Origin of the sequence: Rodentibacter genomosp. 1 (assembly GCF_001999285.1) — a bacterium.
Taxonomy (GTDB): domain Bacteria; phylum Pseudomonadota; class Gammaproteobacteria; order Enterobacterales; family Pasteurellaceae; genus Rodentibacter.
In genome coordinates, this window is sequence record NZ_MLHN01000016.1 from 1 (window position 1) to 16,323 (window position 16,323).

The 16,323-nt window shown below is 39.6% G+C and carries 17 protein-coding genes and 1 pseudogene; 13 read left to right on the forward strand and 5 right to left on the reverse strand.

What is annotated here, in order from left to right:
* Positions 1 to 196 (forward strand): annotated as a pseudogene (locus BKK54_RS08815) (IS1595 family transposase); the annotation flags it as partial.
* A gap of 4 nt (positions 197 to 200) precedes the next feature.
* Positions 201 to 623 (forward strand): hypothetical protein, encoded by a 423-nt coding sequence (locus tag BKK54_RS08820; protein ID WP_077542715.1) that lies wholly within the window; start codon positions 201 to 203, stop codon positions 621 to 623.
* 21 nt (positions 624 to 644) lie between these two features.
* On the opposite strand, the gene BKK54_RS08825 is transcribed toward BKK54_RS08820, so the two are convergent.
* Positions 645 to 1,109, reverse strand: a complete 465-nt coding sequence (locus BKK54_RS08825; protein ID WP_077542716.1) for a hypothetical protein — start codon at positions 1,107 to 1,109, stop codon at positions 645 to 647.
* A 189-nt stretch (positions 1,110 to 1,298) separates the two neighbouring features.
* Here BKK54_RS08825 and corC point away from each other — a divergent pair, with 189 nt between their 5' ends.
* The 9 genes from corC (at position 1,299) to murA (ending at position 8,573) form a co-directional block, all read left to right on the forward strand.
* On the forward strand, positions 1,299 to 2,195 hold the full coding sequence (corC, locus tag BKK54_RS08830) for a CNNM family magnesium/cobalt transport protein CorC (RefSeq protein ID WP_077542717.1): 897 nt from the start codon (positions 1,299 to 1,301) through the stop codon (positions 2,193 to 2,195).
* A 64-nt stretch (positions 2,196 to 2,259) separates the two neighbouring features.
* Positions 2,260 to 3,798 (forward strand): apolipoprotein N-acyltransferase, encoded by a 1,539-nt coding sequence (lnt, locus tag BKK54_RS08835; RefSeq protein ID WP_077542718.1) that lies wholly within the window; start codon positions 2,260 to 2,262, stop codon positions 3,796 to 3,798.
* Between the two features lie 98 nt (positions 3,799 to 3,896).
* Positions 3,897 to 4,691 (forward strand): phospholipid ABC transporter ATP-binding protein MlaF, encoded by a 795-nt coding sequence (mlaF, locus tag BKK54_RS08840; RefSeq protein WP_077542719.1) that lies wholly within the window; start codon positions 3,897 to 3,899, stop codon positions 4,689 to 4,691.
* Positions 4,691 to 5,473, forward strand: coding sequence for a lipid asymmetry maintenance ABC transporter permease subunit MlaE (gene mlaE, locus BKK54_RS08845; protein WP_370581582.1), 783 nt, complete (start codon positions 4,691 to 4,693; stop codon positions 5,471 to 5,473). The genes mlaF and mlaE overlap by 1 nt, the downstream gene beginning before the upstream one ends.
* 12 nt (positions 5,474 to 5,485) lie before the next feature.
* Positions 5,486 to 5,992, forward strand: coding sequence for an outer membrane lipid asymmetry maintenance protein MlaD (mlaD, locus tag BKK54_RS08850; RefSeq protein WP_077542721.1), 507 nt, complete (start codon positions 5,486 to 5,488; stop codon positions 5,990 to 5,992).
* Between the two features lie 27 nt (positions 5,993 to 6,019).
* Positions 6,020 to 6,664 (forward strand): phospholipid-binding protein MlaC, encoded by a 645-nt coding sequence (gene mlaC, locus BKK54_RS08855; protein ID WP_194199160.1) that lies wholly within the window; start codon positions 6,020 to 6,022, stop codon positions 6,662 to 6,664.
* Between the two features lie 3 nt (positions 6,665 to 6,667).
* A complete protein-coding gene (locus tag BKK54_RS08860) occupies positions 6,668 to 7,003 on the forward strand; it encodes an STAS domain-containing protein (RefSeq protein WP_077542723.1) in 336 nt (111 codons plus the stop codon).
* Between the two features lie 13 nt (positions 7,004 to 7,016).
* On the forward strand, positions 7,017 to 7,274 hold the full coding sequence (locus BKK54_RS08865; protein WP_077542724.1) for a BolA family protein: 258 nt from the start codon (positions 7,017 to 7,019) through the stop codon (positions 7,272 to 7,274).
* A gap of 18 nt (positions 7,275 to 7,292) precedes the next feature.
* Entirely contained in the window at positions 7,293 to 8,573 is a 1,281-nt protein-coding gene (gene murA / locus BKK54_RS08870; protein ID WP_077542725.1) for a UDP-N-acetylglucosamine 1-carboxyvinyltransferase, read from the forward strand.
* A gap of 74 nt (positions 8,574 to 8,647) precedes the next feature.
* On the opposite strand, the gene BKK54_RS08875 is transcribed toward murA, so the two are convergent.
* The 4 genes from BKK54_RS08875 to grpE all read right to left on the reverse strand — a co-directional run bounded on the left by BKK54_RS08875 (position 8,648) and on the right by grpE (position 13,541).
* Positions 8,648 to 9,505 (reverse strand): ferritin-like domain-containing protein, encoded by an 858-nt coding sequence (locus BKK54_RS08875; protein ID WP_077542726.1) that lies wholly within the window; start codon positions 9,503 to 9,505, stop codon positions 8,648 to 8,650.
* A gap of 17 nt (positions 9,506 to 9,522) precedes the next feature.
* Entirely contained in the window at positions 9,523 to 10,383 is an 861-nt protein-coding gene (gene tesB / locus BKK54_RS08880) for an acyl-CoA thioesterase II (protein ID WP_077542727.1), read from the reverse strand.
* 173 nt (positions 10,384 to 10,556) lie between these two features.
* Positions 10,557 to 12,680, reverse strand: coding sequence for an anaerobic ribonucleoside-triphosphate reductase (gene nrdD / locus BKK54_RS08885; protein WP_077542728.1), 2,124 nt, complete (start codon positions 12,678 to 12,680; stop codon positions 10,557 to 10,559).
* A 276-nt stretch (positions 12,681 to 12,956) separates the two neighbouring features.
* Positions 12,957 to 13,541 carry a nucleotide exchange factor GrpE gene (gene grpE, locus BKK54_RS08890; RefSeq protein WP_077542729.1) on the reverse strand — a complete coding sequence of 195 codons (585 nt, stop codon included), beginning with the start codon at positions 13,539 to 13,541 and terminating at the stop codon, positions 12,957 to 12,959.
* Between the two features lie 117 nt (positions 13,542 to 13,658).
* Between grpE and BKK54_RS08895 the strand changes: the two genes are divergently transcribed.
* Together BKK54_RS08895 and recN are read left to right on the forward strand one after the other, a co-directional pair.
* Positions 13,659 to 14,549 (forward strand): NAD(+) kinase, encoded by an 891-nt coding sequence (locus BKK54_RS08895; RefSeq protein WP_077542797.1) that lies wholly within the window; start codon positions 13,659 to 13,661, stop codon positions 14,547 to 14,549.
* Positions 14,550 to 14,616: 67 nt separating this feature from the next.
* Positions 14,617 to 16,293, forward strand: coding sequence for a DNA repair protein RecN (gene recN / locus BKK54_RS08900; RefSeq protein ID WP_077542730.1), 1,677 nt, complete (start codon positions 14,617 to 14,619; stop codon positions 16,291 to 16,293).
* Positions 16,294 to 16,323: the final 30 nt, after the last annotated feature.

The following is a 16,323-nucleotide window of genomic DNA, read 5'->3' on the forward strand; positions in this document are numbered from 1 at the left end:
AGTTCACCGTATCAGCAACGAATACTTACTTAACTATGCTAATGAAATTGCGTACCGTGAGGACAATCGCCGTACCTCAAATAAAGCGCAGTTTATTGATGTATTAAGCCGATGTTTGAAAACCGCCAATGATAACAATGAATGGTGCGGTTATTGGCAACGAAAAATTATTCATCAAGAAGTGATTTGGCAGTAGATATATGGCATACAACCTAGATAAGAAGCTCAAAGAATTTGAGTTTGAACGTAAACAAGTATTGCATCATCTTGCGTTACTCGATGCGAACATTGCCACATTAAAACGTGCTATTGAGCTTACTCAACAGGAAAGTGATGTAGCCCTTTATAATACGGACAATTTTGTGTACCGTTCCAAATATAAGCTCTTTAAAGGGAAAATTCGTAAATACATCGTACAAATGATGCGAGAAGCACCTAATAAAGCCTTTACAATTGCCGAGCTTACGCAGCGCATTTTTGATATTGAACAAAATCCTGAGACACCGTCTGAAAAGCATCTTGATTCCGTTCGTAAACAACTGAATGAGTTTTATAAAAGGGAATGGATTAATAGAGTTCAAATCAGCCGAAATGAGGTTCACTGGCAATGGAAACAAAAATAGCGGTATTTCTACCGCTATTTACTATCCTTGCTCAAGTGTTCTCAATCGCCAATGTTGTGAGTTATCTATTAAGCATTTTTCCACTAACGATTTATACTTTAAATAGTTTAATGTACAAGCAATCGTTTGTGATTGTTTATACGGTATGACTTCTTCAATCTCTTGCCCATCTAACTTCATTGCCAGATATGTAATCTCCTTCACACTTAACCATTTTGAAGGCTCTTGTTTTAGTACCTGAGCAATCAACTGTTGAGGTGAAGTTTTGAAGCGAAGATTTCTAAATTTGGGGTTTGAAGGTAAAGGCGGTTCTTCTCGACCTCTTGCGTGATTTAATACTACACGATAGTCGGAAATCTTCCGATCAAGATCTTTTAATTCTTTATAGAGTTGCTTGATTTGCGCTGCAATTTCTTTCTTTTCGGTTTCAATTTCTTCAATTGCTTCTTCAAGCGCATTTTCCAAAGTTGATTTTTGTTTTGTCATTGACTATTCTTACCTTTTGTACATAAAAGATAAGAAAATGTAGCAGAAACAACAAATTAAATCTTTGTGCAACTGCTACATAATACCGAATTTTTTTACCGCACTTTATTTTTCATGTGCTTTATTTTGCGAAATCAGTCGAAATGTGGTACTTTTCCGCGCTAGTTTGGACTTTCAAAACAAAACAATATGAGTGACGGACAACATTTAATTCAATCGGAAAATTCTAAAAAATCTTTTTTCCAATCTTTATTTGGACGCTTTTTTCAAGGCGAATTAAAAAATCGCGAAGATCTTGTGGAGGTCATCCGTGATTCCGAGCAAAACGATTTAATCGATCAAAATACGCGTGAAATGATTGAAGGCGTAATGGAAATTGCAGAACTTCGTGTGCGTGACATTATGATCCCCCGTTCTCAAATTATCTTTATTAAAGATGAACAAGATTTGAATGCTTGCTTGAATACCATTATTGATTCTGCTCATTCCCGTTTTCCTGTGATTGCCGATGCGGATGATCGGGACAATATCGCAGGGATTTTACATGCTAAAGATTTACTCAAATTCTTGCGTGAAGATGCGGAACAATTTGATATAGAGAAGCTTCTTCGACCAGCGGTGATCGTGCCGGAAAGTAAACGTGTCGATCGCATGCTAAAGGATTTCCGTTCAGAACGTTTCCATATGGCGATTGTGGTGGATGAATTTGGTGCGGTGTCCGGTTTAGTGACGATTGAAGATATTTTAGAGCAAATTGTGGGCGATATTGAAGATGAATTTGACGAAGAAGAAATTGCAGATATTCGTCAACTTTCCCGCCATGCCTATGCCGTGCGTGCATTGACTGATATTGATGATTTTAATGAACAATTTAATACACATTTTGATGATGAAGAAGTGGATACCATAGGGGGGCTTGTCATGCAAGCCTTTGGCTATTTACCAAAACGTGGTGAGGAAATTGTTTTAGGTAACTTACAATTCAAAGTGACTTCTGCAGATAGCCGCCGTTTAATTCAGTTACGTGTCACTGTGCCGGATGAGCACTTGTCGGATATGACAACGACAGAAGAACAAACAGAGTAGTGCCTTTTGGTAAAATTGTTTTCCCCCTTGGTATTGAGGGGGATTTTTGTGATATTGAAATAAAATGAAAAATTTATTGACTTATTTCATTGCCATTTTTTCCGGTGTTATCGGTGTTTTCGCCTTTTCCCCTTTTGATTATTGGGGAATGGCGTATGTATCCTTATTTGGGCTACTTTATGTCGCTAAAACACCGAAAAAATCTACCGCACTTTTAGGTACTTTCTTATGGGCAATGGGCTTTTTCTGTTTTGGTGTCAGTTGGCTGAATGTCAGTATTCATCAGTTTGGCGGCGCATCGCTTGGGGTGAGTTATTTCCTTGTAGGATTACTTTCAGCCTATCTTGCTCTTTACCCGATGCTTTTCACCTATCTTGTTCAACGTTTTAAGGTTAAAAGTGCCGTTATTTTTGCGGTAATTTGGACATTCACAGAATTTTTACGGGGATGGGTCTTCACCGGCTTTCCTTGGTTACAATTTGGTTACACTCAAATAGATAGTCCATTTGCAGGTATTGCACCAATATTCGGTGTGGATGGACTAACTTTCTTTACCTTATGGGCAAGTGCGGTCATTTTTAATGGTACTTTTGCGGTATTGAAAGAAAAAAATATCAAGTTGTTAGTAGTCAATGTTCTACAGCTTGCTGTTGTTGGTTGTTTAGCTACTTATACGAAAAATATCACTTTTGTAAAATCTGTTGAGGATAAAGCTCTGACGGTCACTCTTGCCCAAGGTAATATTGAGCAAAATCTCAAGTGGGATCCGGCGTATTTCTATTCAACCTTAGAAATCTATCAAAAATTAATCGCAGAAAATTTAGGCAAAAGCGATCTTATTGTGTTACCTGAATCAGCGCTGCCGACTTTGGAAAATCATATTGTCCCATTTTTTGAAAGTCTTGATCGGGTGGCACAAGAAAAGAAGACGGAGATTATGATTGGCACGGTATATCAAGATATTGAATCGGGTAAATTGCTTAACTCTATTGTTAGCGCAGGTAATCCTGATTTTCCTTACCGATTGTCCACAAATAATCGGTATAGTAAGCATCATTTAGTTCCCTTTGGTGAATATGTTCCTCTGGAAACGTGGTTGCGCCCGCTAAATTCCGTGTTTAACTTACCTATGTCTGCTTTTCAACGTGGTGAGGCAATACAGCCTTCTTTTATAGCAAAGCAACGCGCATTTTCACCGGCAATTTGTTATGAAATTATTTTTGGTGAGCAAGTGCGTCAAAGCGTCAAAAAGGACACAGATTATTTACTGACGATTTCTAATGATGCTTGGTTTGGTGATTCTATTGGCCCTTGGCAGCATCTACAAATGGCGAGAATGAGAGCGTTGGAATTAGGTAAACCTTTAATTCGTGCAACTAATACAGGGATTTCGGTGTTTATTGGGGCAATGGGGGAGGTTTTGGCACAAGCGTCGCAATTTGTCGAAACCACTTTAACCTATACAATTGCACCGACTGAAGGCAAAACACCTTATTCAGTGTTGGGGAATATGCCGCTTTATGGTTTGTCGTTGTTGTTTTTAATGTTACGTGGTCTGATGATGTTTATTCGTCGCCGTATGAACCTTTCAGAAAAACAATAGTCAAAACGACCGCACTTTATTTGATGGGCTTGCTCATCACAGATTGAATAGTATTGGTGGGGTGATAATTCCATTCCGCCTAAAAGAATGAGATTTTAATGAGTCAAAATCTAATTGAAGTAAAAAACCTCACCTTTAAGCGAGGCGAACGGGTGATTTACGATAACCTGAATTTAAAAGTCCAAAAGGGCAAAATTACGGCAATTATGGGGCCGTCAGGAATCGGAAAAACAACCTTGCTAAAATTAATTGGTGGGCAGTTGCAGCCTGAGAAAGGCGAAATTTGGTTTGATGGTAAAAATATTTGTCGTCTTTCTAATCGTGAATTGTACGAACTACGTAAACGCATGGGAATGTTGTTTCAATCCGGTGCACTTTTTACCGATATTTCTACCTTTGATAATGTTGCGTTCCCTATTCGTGAGCACACACGTTTGCCGGAAACGTTAATTCGTCAAATTGTATTGATGAAATTAGAAGCAGTTGGATTGCGCGGTGCTGCACAATTAATGCCTTCTGAACTTTCCGGTGGTATGGCACGCCGTGCAGCATTGGCGAGAGCCATTGCGTTGGATCCCGACTTGATTATGTTTGATGAACCTTTTACAGGACAAGATCCGATTAGTATGGGGGTTATTGTCAGTTTAATTAAACGGTTAAATGAAGCGCTTAATTTGACATCAATTGTGGTTTCACACGATGTACAAGAAGTATTAAGTATTGCAGATTACGCCTATATTATTGCCGATAAGCAGGTCATTGCAGAAGGGACTTCAGCACAATTACTCGAAAGCCAAGATCCACAGGTATTACAGTTTTTAAAAGGTGAAGCTGACGGACCGGTGAAATTTCATTATCCGGCTAGCAATTATGTGGAGGCGTTATTCCAATGATGATTGAAACGATTTCTTCTCTTGGACGTAAGGTTATCCGTTTTTTTCGTGCTTTAGGGCGTGCCGGTTTAATGCTGTTTGGAGCGTTGGTGGGGAAACCTCAAATTCGCCAACATTTTCCACTTTTGATTAAACAGCTACACGTTTTGGGCGTACAATCTTTGCTGATTATCCTTCTTTCCGGTTTGTTTATCGGAATGGTATTAGGATTACAAGGTTACGTGGTGCTCGTGGATTTTTCCGCTGAAACCAGTCTTGGACAGTTGGTGGCATTATCGCTTTTACGGGAATTAGGCCCCGTTGTGACCGCACTTTTATTTGCCGGGCGCGCAGGTTCGGCTTTAACGGCAGAAATTGGTTTAATGAAAGCGACCGAGCAGCTTTCAAGTCTTGAAATGATGGCTGTGGATCCTTTGCGTCGGGTCATTGCTCCGCGTTTTTGGGCGGGTGTGATGGCGATGCCGATTCTTTCCGTTATTTTTATTGCTATTGGTATTTGGGGCGGGTCACTTGTGGGCGTAGATTGGAAAGGCGTAGATGCAGGGAGTTTTTGGTCTGTGATGCAAAATTCTGTCAGCTGGAGCTATGACATTCTCAATGGATTTATTAAAAGTCTGTTTTTTGCCATTGCGGTGGTATGGATTGCATTATTTAACGGCTATGATTGTGTCCCCACTTCGGAAGGTATTAGTCAAGCCACAACTCGAACCGTTGTACACGCTTCGTTAGTGGTACTCGGATTAGATTTCATCTTAACTGCCATTATGTTTGGGGCAGGTTAAAAGGGTATTTTTATGCGACAAACTGTTAAATATGAATTTTGGGTCGGATTATTCTTATTGCTTGGCATTGGTGCACTCGTATTTTTAGGTTTACGTGTAGCAAATGTGCAAGGTTTCGGTGAGAATAAATCTTATATGGTTACTGCAACTTTTGACAATATTGGCGGACTAAAAGTCCGTGCGCCGTTAAAAGTAGGAGGGGTTGTGATTGGTCGGGTAAGTAGTATTGAACTGGATGAGAAAACCTACTTACCAAAAGTGAATATTGCTATTAATGAAGACTATAATGAAATTCCGGAAAATAGTTCATTATCCATCAAAACATCAGGGCTTTTGGGAGAGCAATATATCGCATTAACGATGGGATTTGATGATGGAGAGACCGCCATGTTGAAAAACGGTAGCCAGATTCAAGATACAAAATCAGCTATGGTATTGGAAGATCTGATAGGTCAGTTCCTCTATGGCGACAAAAAATCTGAAGGAAATGCGGAAAACGCAGAACCGGCAGCAAAATAATAACAATGTTTAATTAGGAGATTTATGATGAAAATCACTCAGTTGAGAAAATGGTTTGCAATTTTAGCCTTTGCAATGACCGCACTTTTTGTTACTCGTACAGTAATGGCTGAAACCAGCCCTTATGTCTTAATGCAACAAGCCTCAGACAAATTGTTTGCAGATATTAAAAACAATCAAACGAAAATTAAACAGAACCCAAACTATCTTCGTACCATTGTACGTAATGATTTATTACCTTATGTACAAGTGAACTACGCCGGTTCCTTAGTGTTAGGATCACATTTTAAATCAACCACGCCGGAACAACGTGAAAAATTTTTCAAAGCCTTTGGTGATTTTATTGAGCAAGCCTATGCTCAAGTTTTGACGGCATACAGCAATCAGAATATTCAAATTGAACCTGCAAAAGAGGTGGGGGATAAAAACTTAGTGAGTATTCGTGTAAATATTATTCAAAGTGGTGGTGCAGCGCCGATTAAATTAGATTTTAAATGGCGTAAAAATAGCAAAACAGGGGAATGGCAGGCTTATGATATGGTCGCAGAAGGCGTAAGTATGGTTGTGACGAAACAAAATGAATGGAGCGGTATTTTACGCCAACAAGGTATTGATGCATTAACGGCTCAAATTCAAAAATCAGCGGCTCAACCTGTTACATTAAGCAAATAATCCATGACAACATTAAATTGGGATTTCGTTCAAAAGAATGATAAGATAGCGCTCCGATTTTTTGGGGAGCTATCTCGTAACACGTTGCTAGCCTTGTGGCGGCGACGTGCTTCTTTTTTATCAGAGGCTAAGTTAAATCGGTCAATTATTGAATGGGATTTAACGGAGATAACAAGAATTGATTCCGCAGGCTTTGCTTTGCTTTGTGATTTCTTATATACCAGTCAACAATTGCCAAACAAAACAGTATGCTTAGTTAATCCTCCTCAACAATTATTAACCCTTGCAGATTTAGCCAATTTATCTGATTGGCTCACTGCTTTTGTTGAATATCATTAAAATGGAAACCTGAATGGAACTGAAAGAAATTGAACGAATTTTAAAAGAATCGTTAAATGTTGATGAAGTGTACGCACAAGGTGAAAATGCGCATTTCGGCGTGATTGTGGTGAGTGATGAAATTGCTGCATTATCCAAATTAAAACAGCAACAAGCTGTTTATGCCCCTCTTATGTCCTACTTTAGTACCGGTGAAATTCATGCCTTAACCATTAAAACTTACACCACTGAAAAGTGGAAAATGGATCGTCTTTTACATCAATTCAGTTAAATTATTAGGATTTCTTACATGGAAAAATTTCGTGTTTATGGCGGACAGTCCCGTTTAAGTGGTACCGTCACTATTTCAGGTGCTAAAAATGCTGCACTTCCAATCCTTTTTGCCTCAATTTTAGCGACAGAGCCGGTAAAACTCACTAATGTACCGGAACTCAAGGATATTGAAACTACGCTTAAAATTTTACGTAAATTAGGCGTGGTCGCAGAGCGTGATGAAAGCGGGGCTGTGTTATTGGACGCATCAAAAATTGACCATTTTATTGCACCTTATGATTTAGTAAAAACAATGAGGGCTTCAATTTGGGCGCTTGCCCCCCTCGTTGCTCGTTTTCACCAAGGGCAGGTTTCCTTACCGGGAGGTTGCTCAATTGGCGCTCGTCCCGTGGATTTACATATTAGCGGTCTTGAAAAAATGGGTGCGGATATTGTGCTTGAAGAAGGCTATGTAAAAGCTCAGGTTATGGATCGTTTAATCGGTACGCGTCTTGTCATGGAAAAAGTCAGCGTAGGGGCAACTTTATCTATCATGATGGCGGCAACGCTCGCGAAAGGGAAAACTGTGATTGAAAATGCGGCCCGTGAACCTGAGATTGTGGATACGGCGGACTTCCTCAATAAAATGGGAGCAAAAATCAGTGGCGCCGGTTCGGATCATATTACGATTGAAGGTGTGGATCGCTTAACCGGTTGTGAGCATAGTATCGTACCGGATCGCATTGAAACCGGGACGTTCTTAGTGGCTGGGGCTATTTCAGGTGGCCGAGTGGTCTGTAAAAATACAAAAGCGGATACTTTGGATGCGGTAATTGATAAATTACGTGAAGCGGGTGCCCAAGTTGATGTCACGGAAAATACGATTACATTAGATATGTTCGGTAATCGCCCAAAAGCAGTAAATATTCGTACTGCCCCGCATCCAGGTTTTCCTACGGATATGCAAGCGCAATTCACCCTATTAAATATGGTGGCACAGGGAACGAGTATTATCACCGAGACAATTTTTGAAAATCGTTTTATGCATATCCCGGAATTAATTCGTATGGGAGGTAAGGCTGAAATTGAAGGGAATACAGCGGTATGTCACGGTGTGGAACAGCTTTCCGGCGCAGAAGTGATGGCAACAGATTTGCGAGCGTCAATTAGTTTGGTTCTAGCGGGTTGTATTGCAACAGGTGAAACCATCGTTGATCGTATTTACCATATTGATCGTGGCTACGAACATATTGAAGAAAAATTACGTTGCTTAGGGGCAAGAATTGAGCGCTTTTCAGAAAAAAATGAAGAAGAGTAACGTTTTCTTCTAGATAGATGTTAGAAAAGAGCGGTCAAATTTGGCCGCTTTTTTTACCCTTGTTTTATACAATCTCATTTCTGGATATAAGATTTCAATGTTTGCTCCACCTCATAAATCCAATCTAATTCATATTGGGTAAAGCCTGCTTGAATACGTGCATCAGTATTAATTACACCTTTAAAAATCACAATGCGATATTTATGCAACAATTCAGTGAAACATTTCATTGCATCTAATCCGCGTTTCTCAGAAAGTGCGTGATACCAATGATTGCCAATATAAACATGACCAATCTCATCTTGCAAAATGATATCCAAAATATCAACGGCAGCGAAGTCTTTACGTTGGGCAATTTTTTCTTGTAATACAGGGGTTGCATCTAAACCACGGGCTTCCAAGACTCTTGGGACGAGTGCCATTCTCTCCCAAATATCGTGAGCGGTGGCTTGTGCCATTTCCCATAAACCGGCATGGGCTTCAAAGTCTCCGTATTGATAACCCAATGTTTTCAAATGCTCATTGATCAAACTAAAGTGCGTGCTTTCTTCACGTGCGACGCGCAACCAATCTTTCACAAAAGCCTGTCCTTCACCCAATTCTTCTTGGGCATTTCGCCCGAATCGCCAGGCTGCATCTAAGCCTAGATTAATTGCATTAAATTCAATATGCGCAATGGCATGCAAGGTGGCAGCATAGCCTTCTTTTGATGCAAAAGAACGTTTAGGAACATCTTTTGGCGCAACTAAAATAGGCGTTGAAGGGAATCTGGCAATATTTTGCTCAACACTAATTTGTGGAAAATCATTGATTTCCAAGAGTGAGATTGTCGGTAAAATTTCATCATAGAGTTGATTAACAAACGTACATTTAGTGTTCGGATCGGTTTCTTGCAAGGCTTCAGTGACCTTATGCCAAAATTCTTTTTTCATTATTTCCTCAAGTGCGGTTATTTTTGATAACGAATTAAGCCTTCTTGTTGTGTGGTTGCAACTAATGTTCCATCCAGTGAAAAAATTTGCCCACGAGCTAATCCACGTCCGGCAAAAGCGTTATTACTTTCGATTGCATGAAGATGCCAATTATTCAAGTCAAATGGGCGATGAAACCAAATACTGTGATCAATCGTCGCCACTTTCATTCCCTGTTGTAGAAAACCTTTCTCATGAGGGTGAAGTGTGGTCAAGAGACAGTGAAAATCAGAAAAATAGGCAAGCAAACACTGCTGTATGGCAAGATCAAGATATGCCTTACCCTGTGTTCTAAACCATGAATATTGTTCCGCCGGTAATTTCACACCATTGAACGGATTATTGAGATATTTTGTCTGTATCTCAAAAGGACGTTCAGCCATAAATTTCTCTTTTAATGATTCAGGCAGGGCGGATGCCATTTTTTGTATCATTGCGTTTTCGTCAATGAACTTTTCAGGTAACTCGACATCCGGCATTTTATTTTGATGATCAAAACCTTCTTCATATACTTGGAAGGATGTGGTGATATGACAAATAGGCTTGTTATGCTGAACTGCTTTTACCTTAAGAGTTGAAAAGTTTCTCCCTTCACGTAGCGTTTCCACATCGTAAATAATTGGATATTGACTATCACCCGGTGCAAGAAAATAGGCATGGCATGAATGTAAAAGTCGATCTTTCGGCGCAACCTGCATCGCCGCAGACAGCGCCTGTGCCACCACTTGCCCGCCAAATACTTGACGAAGCCCTAAATCTTGGCTTTCTCCACGAAAAATCAAATCATCAATTTGTTTAAGTTTAAGCAGATGAATTAAATGATTAAGCGCTCCTGACATTTTGCTTTCCCTGTTGAATAAAAGTGCGGTTATTTTAACGAAGATTTTAGGGAATACCAAAAGTTAACAGATGGAGTTTCAATCCCTTTAGAGCGGGCGGGGACTTTCGACTTAATAAAAAAGCGATTGTAAATTTTATATGATTCCAATCGCTTGTGCGATTAAGTGTCAGGTTATAGGTGTTTCACTCGACGTTTCACCTCTTCCTGTTTTCCGGCATTAAAAGGGCGTGCATCAGGGCTGCCTAGATAACCGCATACACGGCGGGTAACCGATACTTTACTGCTGTCGTGATTACCGCATTTCGGGCAAACGAAACCTTTGCTGGTGCATTCAAATTCCCCGGTGAAACCGCATTCGTAGCATTCGTCAATTGGCGTGTTGGTACCGTAATAAGGGACACGGTCGTAGCTGTAATCCCACACATCTTCCAGTGCTTTTAAGTTATGTTGGATATTCGGATATTCGCCATAGCAAATAAATCCACCACTGGCTAAAGGTGGGTAAGGCATTTCAAAATCCAATTTATCGTAAGGATTGACTTTCTTTTCTACATCTAAATGATAGCTGTTGGTATAGTAGCCTTTATCTGTGACACCCTCAATCACGCCAAATTGTTTGGTATCCAAACGGCAGAAACGGTCGCATAAATTTTCACTCGGTGTGGAATAGAGGCTGAAAGCATAGCCCGTTTCTTGTTGCCATTGTTTCACAGCACGATGCAAATGACGAACAATCTCAATTCCTTTTTCACGTAATTGTGCATCATCAAAAATATGGCCTTTGTGATAAAGAGCATTGACGGTTTCGTGAATACCAATGTAACCGAGTGAAATGGAGGCTCGTCCATTTTTGAAAATTTGGGCAACATGATCATCGGCATTTAAACGTACCCCACAAGCGCCTTCCATATAAAGAATTGGCGCGACACGGGCTTTCGTATTTTCAAGTCGGGCTATTCTTGTCATTAAGGCTTTTTTGGCGATAGCAAGGCGCTCATCCAAAGTGCGGTAGAATTCTGTCTCATTTTTTGATTCTAAAGCGATACGAGGTAGATTCAGGCTTACCACGCCCAAATTGTTACGCCCATCGTGAATTTCCTTACCCTGTTCTTCATAAGCGCCTAAGAAACTCCGACAGCCCATTGGCGCTTTGAAAGAACCTGTTACTTTCACGACCTGATCGTAATTAAGAATATCCGGATACATCCGTTTAGAGGCACATTCAAGCGCCAGTTGTTTAATATCATAATTTGGCTCGCCTTTTGCTTGGTTAAGCCCTTTTTTAATGGTGAACACGAGTTTTGGAAAAACCGGTGTTTTATGATTTTTACCCAAACCACGAATACGGTTTTTTAAAATCGATTGTTGAATTAAACGGGCTTGCCAACTTGTGCCTAGACCGAATCCAAAGGTCACAAAAGGCGTTTGCCCATTTGAGGTATGTAAGGTGTTCACTTCATACTCTAGAGATTGAAAGGCATCAAAGCATTCTTTTTCAATCAACGCTTTTGCATAGCCTTCTGCATCCGGTACTTGCCATTCTTGGGCATTTTTTAAATGCTTTTCATAACTTAACTGTACATAGGGGGCCAGTACTTCATCAATACGATTAATGGTGGTGCCACCGTAAATATGGCTGGCAACTTGTGCAATGATTTGTGCCGTCACAGCGGTTGCCGTACCAATGGATTTGGGTGGTTCAATTTCGGCATTGCCCATTTTGAACCCTTGGGAGAGCATGCCTTTTAAATCCACTAACATACAGTTGAACATTGGGAAAAACGGTGCATAGTCCAAATCATGATAATGAATTTCTCCTTTTTCGTGTGCTTCGACTACATCACGTGGCAGGATATGATGTTTGGCGTAATGTTTTGCCACAATACCGGCGAGTAAATCCCGTTGGGTCGGAATGACTTTTGCATCCTTGTTAGCATTCTCATTTAATAATTCTACATTGCTTTGCTCAATTAATCCCTCAATCTCCTTGGTGAGTTTGCTGCGTTTTTCACGGGCTAAATCGCGATCATGGCGATATTCAATATAAGCACGTGCTATTTGAGGATAGCGACTTGCCATTAATTTATCTTCAACGATTTTTTGAATTTGATTGATGTCGATTTCTTGTTGATGATGGGTAAAAATTTCATTTCCCACGTCATGTCCAATTTGATGACAATAAAATTCATCATGAATATTGACCGCACTTGAGGCTTTTTTGATGGCGTGAATAATGCGTTGAATTTCAAAGTCCGCACGTGAGCCATCGCGTTTGATAACGCTAAAACTATTCATTGTATACTCCAAGATATAGTATGTTTAAAATGCGTGGCATACTATATATAGGTAAAATAATATAATCAACACACAATATGTAGTGTTTTTTGTTTTGTTTTACAGATAGAAATAGGGTAGTGCCTTGATTTCAAAGGGGAGAGGTGAATTTTTTGTATGAGAATTAATCTCAAATAAATGTTATTTTTGTGATCTTGATCAAGATTTTATATAAGAACAGCGGAGCAATAAAAAACGGTCGAAAAATCGACCGCACTTTTATTTCAGTTACAAAGATTATGCTGCGACCATCACCATGGCGGGACGAATAACACGCCCGTTTAAAGTATAGCCTTTCTGTAAAACTGTCGTAATTTGGTTAGATTCAAATCCTTCAGCCGGTTGCATTGAAATAGCTTGGTGTAAATCAGGGTTGAATACCTCACCGACTACACCTACCGCTTCAACACCAAAGCGACCGACAGTTGAAATGAGTTCTTTTAAGGTGAGTTCTACGCCATCAAATAACGCCTTTATACTTTCATCCTCGGTGTTAGCCGGCGTAGCAAGTGCTCGTTCTAAATTGTCAATCGTATTTAAAATATCTTTTGAGAATTTTTCTAAGGCAAATTTATGGGCTTTTTCTATGTCTTGCTCTGTACGGCGACGAATATTGTCAATTTCTGCACGGGTACGGAGTAAAAGATCTTGCTCTTTTTTAGCGGTTTCTTCAACTTGTGCTTTAAGTTGTTCCTCAAGCTCCTGAACACGGGCAATGGCTTCTTCTAAAGGATCATCGGATTGTGCTTGCTCAACATTCTCTTGTTGCGTTTCTTCAACAATTTCTTCATTCGCATTAAATTTTTGTTCTTGTTCAGACATTTTGTTCTCCATTAATTCAAAAATTGGCGACATTTTAGCAAAATTAAAGTGCTATGTAATATAATGGCAAAAATTTTGAATTCAAGTGCGGTTGATATTCCGCCTAAATTAATGAAGATGAACGAACTACATAACTCCTTTAAAATTATTGGCTTAGCAGGGAAACCACGTAATGACGTGAATCTGCAAATGCACAAAAATGTGTACCATTGGCTAATTGAGCGTGGCTATCAGGTATTAGTTGAAAAAGAGGTCGCAGAAAAACTTGAGTTTCCTGAACACACACTGGCGACATTAGAGCAAATCGGGCAGCTGGCACAGCTTGTGATTGTAATTGGGGGAGATGGTAATATGCTTGGACGTGCGCGTATTCTTGCAAAATATAATATTCCTCTTATCGGAATTAACCGTGGTAACCTTGGTTTTTTAACGGATATCGACCCGAAAAATGCTTATGCCCAATTAGAAGCCTGTTTAGAACGAGGCGAATTTTTTGTGGAAGAGCGTTTTCTCTTTGAAGCCCAAATTGAGCAAAATGGAGAAATTATTGCTAAAGGAAATGCAATTAATGAGGCTGTTATTCACCCTGCAAAAATTGCACATATGATTGATTTCCATGTGTATATTAATGATAAATTTGCTTTTTCTCAGCGTTCTGACGGGTTAATTGTTTCGACCCCAACAGGATCAACGGCTTATTCCCTTTCCGCTGGAGGGCCGATTTTAACACCAAATTTAAATGCGATTGCGTTAGTGCCAATGTTTCCTCACACACTTTCATCACGCCCTCTCGTTATTGATGGCGACAGTAAAATTTCTATCCGTTTTGCCGAGCATAATACCTCTCAGTTGGAAGTGGGGTGTGATAGCCAAATTGCATTGGGCTTTTCACCGGATGATGTGGTTCATATTGAAAAAAGCAAACATAAATTACGTTTGCTTCATCTAAAAAATTATAATTATTACAACGTATTAAGTACAAAGTTGGGCTGGTTAAAAAATTTCTAAATAAAATCTTTACTGTATATTGAAACAGTATTAATATAATAAATATACAGTAAACAAGGATTTTATTATGCTTACCCAACTTACTATTAATAATTTTGCGATTGTTCGTCAGCTAGATGTTGAATTCGCCAAAGGAATGTCTGTGATTACCGGTGAAACCGGTGCCGGTAAATCCATTGCTATTGATGCTTTGGGTTTATGTTTAGGACAACGTGTAGAAAGTTCAATGGTAAGAGATGGGCAAGAACGTGCTGAGATTTGTGCGAGTTTTCACCTTGCTCCCCATAATCCTGCTTATCATTGGTTACAGGAACAAGAATTACAGGATTCCGAAAATCCTTTCGAATGTATTTTACGCCGGGTGATCAATGCTGACGGTCGCTCCAAAGCATTTATCAATAGCACACCTGTTTCTGCGGCTCAACTTAAAGAAATTGGGCAGTATCTTATTCATATTAATGGCCAACATGCCTCCCAACTTCTACTTAAAAATGACTACCAACTTCAATTAGTCGATAGCTTTGCACAACATGCTGATTTGCTCAACCAAATGCGTGATGACTATCGGGCATGGAAAAATTTACAAACTCAAGTTAAGACATTTCAGCAAAAAATAGCGGAAAATGAATCAAGAAAGCAACTGTTACAATACCAAGTTGAAGAATTAGATGAATTTAATCTTCGTCCAAATGAATACCTCGAATTAGAAGAAGAACAATGTCGTTTATCGAATAGTGAACAGCTTACTCAGCTTTCTCAATCTGCCTTACAAATTTTAAGTGAAAATGAAACGGTGAATATTGATACGATGCTATATCGTACTACTCAATATATTGATGAGCTTGTTGAGCTTGATCCCCGTTATGCGGATGTGCAAAATTTATTAAATGAAGCGTTGATTCAAGTGCAGGAGGCCACAAATGAAGTGCAGCATTTGTCATCAAATATTGAACAAGATCCCATGTTATTGCAAGAAATCGAACAGCGTATGGGGCAAGCATTACAGCTGGCAAGAAAACATAATGTAAAACCTGAAGAATTGGTCGAGTGGCATAAAAAATTAAAAGAAGAATTGACCGCACTTTTAGATTTTTCTGAAAGTGAAGAATGGTTGATTGCACAAGAAAAAGTGGCTTTTACACAAATGCAAGCAACAGCGGGGGCATTAACCGCAAGCCGGCAAAAATCAGCCAATACATTAGCAAAACAAGTGACCGCTTCCATTAAACAGCTTGCAATGGAAAATGCGGAATTTTATGTAGAAGTCAAAACTGATGATGAAAAAATCACTTCTAACGGTGCGGATCAAATTATTTTTACTTTACGCAGTAACTTAGGACAACAGCCTCAACCATTGGCAAAAGTCGCCTCGGGTGGTGAGCTTTCCCGAATTTCATTGGCTATTCAAGTATTAACTTCAGATCAATCTGCGATTTCTACGCTAATCTTTGATGAAGTGGATGTAGGAATTAGCGGTTCAACGGCGAGTGTTGTGGGGAAATTATTACGTCAGTTGGGAAATAAATGCCAAGTGCTTTGTGTCACGCATTTACCACAAGTTGCTTGTTGTGGGCATCACCAATTTAATGTTGAAAAATTTACAGTCGATGAAAAAACAGAAACTAAAATGACCGCTCTTTCACAGGAAGAACGCATTTCTGCGTTGGCTCGTTTACTAGGGGGAAGCCAAGTAACAGAGCTTGCATTGGCAAATGCGAAAGAAATGTTGGATTTAGTGGTGTAGTAAAATCGTAGAGAATAAAAGGTACAGTAA

Coding starts and splice junctions, on each gene's coding strand:
- grpE (WP_077542729.1), bottom strand. CDS start 13,541: ATGTCTGAACAAGAACAAAAATTTAATGCGAATGAAGAAATTGTTGAA.
- corC (WP_077542717.1), top strand. CDS start 1,299: ATGAGTGACGGACAACATTTAATTCAATCGGAAAATTCTAAAAAATCT.
- mlaD (WP_077542721.1), top strand. CDS start 5,486: ATGCGACAAACTGTTAAATATGAATTTTGGGTCGGATTATTCTTATTG.
- BKK54_RS08860 (WP_077542723.1), top strand. CDS start 6,668: ATGACAACATTAAATTGGGATTTCGTTCAAAAGAATGATAAGATAGCG.
- BKK54_RS08825 (WP_077542716.1), bottom strand. CDS start 1,109: ATGACAAAACAAAAATCAACTTTGGAAAATGCGCTTGAAGAAGCAATT.
- BKK54_RS08865 (WP_077542724.1), top strand. CDS start 7,017: ATGGAACTGAAAGAAATTGAACGAATTTTAAAAGAATCGTTAAATGTT.
- nrdD (WP_077542728.1), bottom strand. CDS start 12,680: ATGAATAGTTTTAGCGTTATCAAACGCGATGGCTCACGTGCGGACTTT.
- lnt (WP_077542718.1), top strand. CDS start 2,260: ATGAAAAATTTATTGACTTATTTCATTGCCATTTTTTCCGGTGTTATC.
- tesB (WP_077542727.1), bottom strand. CDS start 10,383: ATGTCAGGAGCGCTTAATCATTTAATTCATCTGCTTAAACTTAAACAA.
- mlaF (WP_077542719.1), top strand. CDS start 3,897: ATGAGTCAAAATCTAATTGAAGTAAAAAACCTCACCTTTAAGCGAGGC.
- mlaE (WP_370581582.1), top strand. CDS start 4,691: ATGATTGAAACGATTTCTTCTCTTGGACGTAAGGTTATCCGTTTTTTT.
- mlaC (WP_194199160.1), top strand. CDS start 6,020: ATGAAAATCACTCAGTTGAGAAAATGGTTTGCAATTTTAGCCTTTGCA.
- BKK54_RS08875 (WP_077542726.1), bottom strand. CDS start 9,505: ATGAAAAAAGAATTTTGGCATAAGGTCACTGAAGCCTTGCAAGAAACC.
- BKK54_RS08895 (WP_077542797.1), top strand. CDS start 13,659: ATGAACGAACTACATAACTCCTTTAAAATTATTGGCTTAGCAGGGAAA.
- recN (WP_077542730.1), top strand. CDS start 14,617: ATGCTTACCCAACTTACTATTAATAATTTTGCGATTGTTCGTCAGCTA.
- murA (WP_077542725.1), top strand. CDS start 7,293: ATGGAAAAATTTCGTGTTTATGGCGGACAGTCCCGTTTAAGTGGTACC.
- BKK54_RS08820 (WP_077542715.1), top strand. CDS start 201: ATGGCATACAACCTAGATAAGAAGCTCAAAGAATTTGAGTTTGAACGT.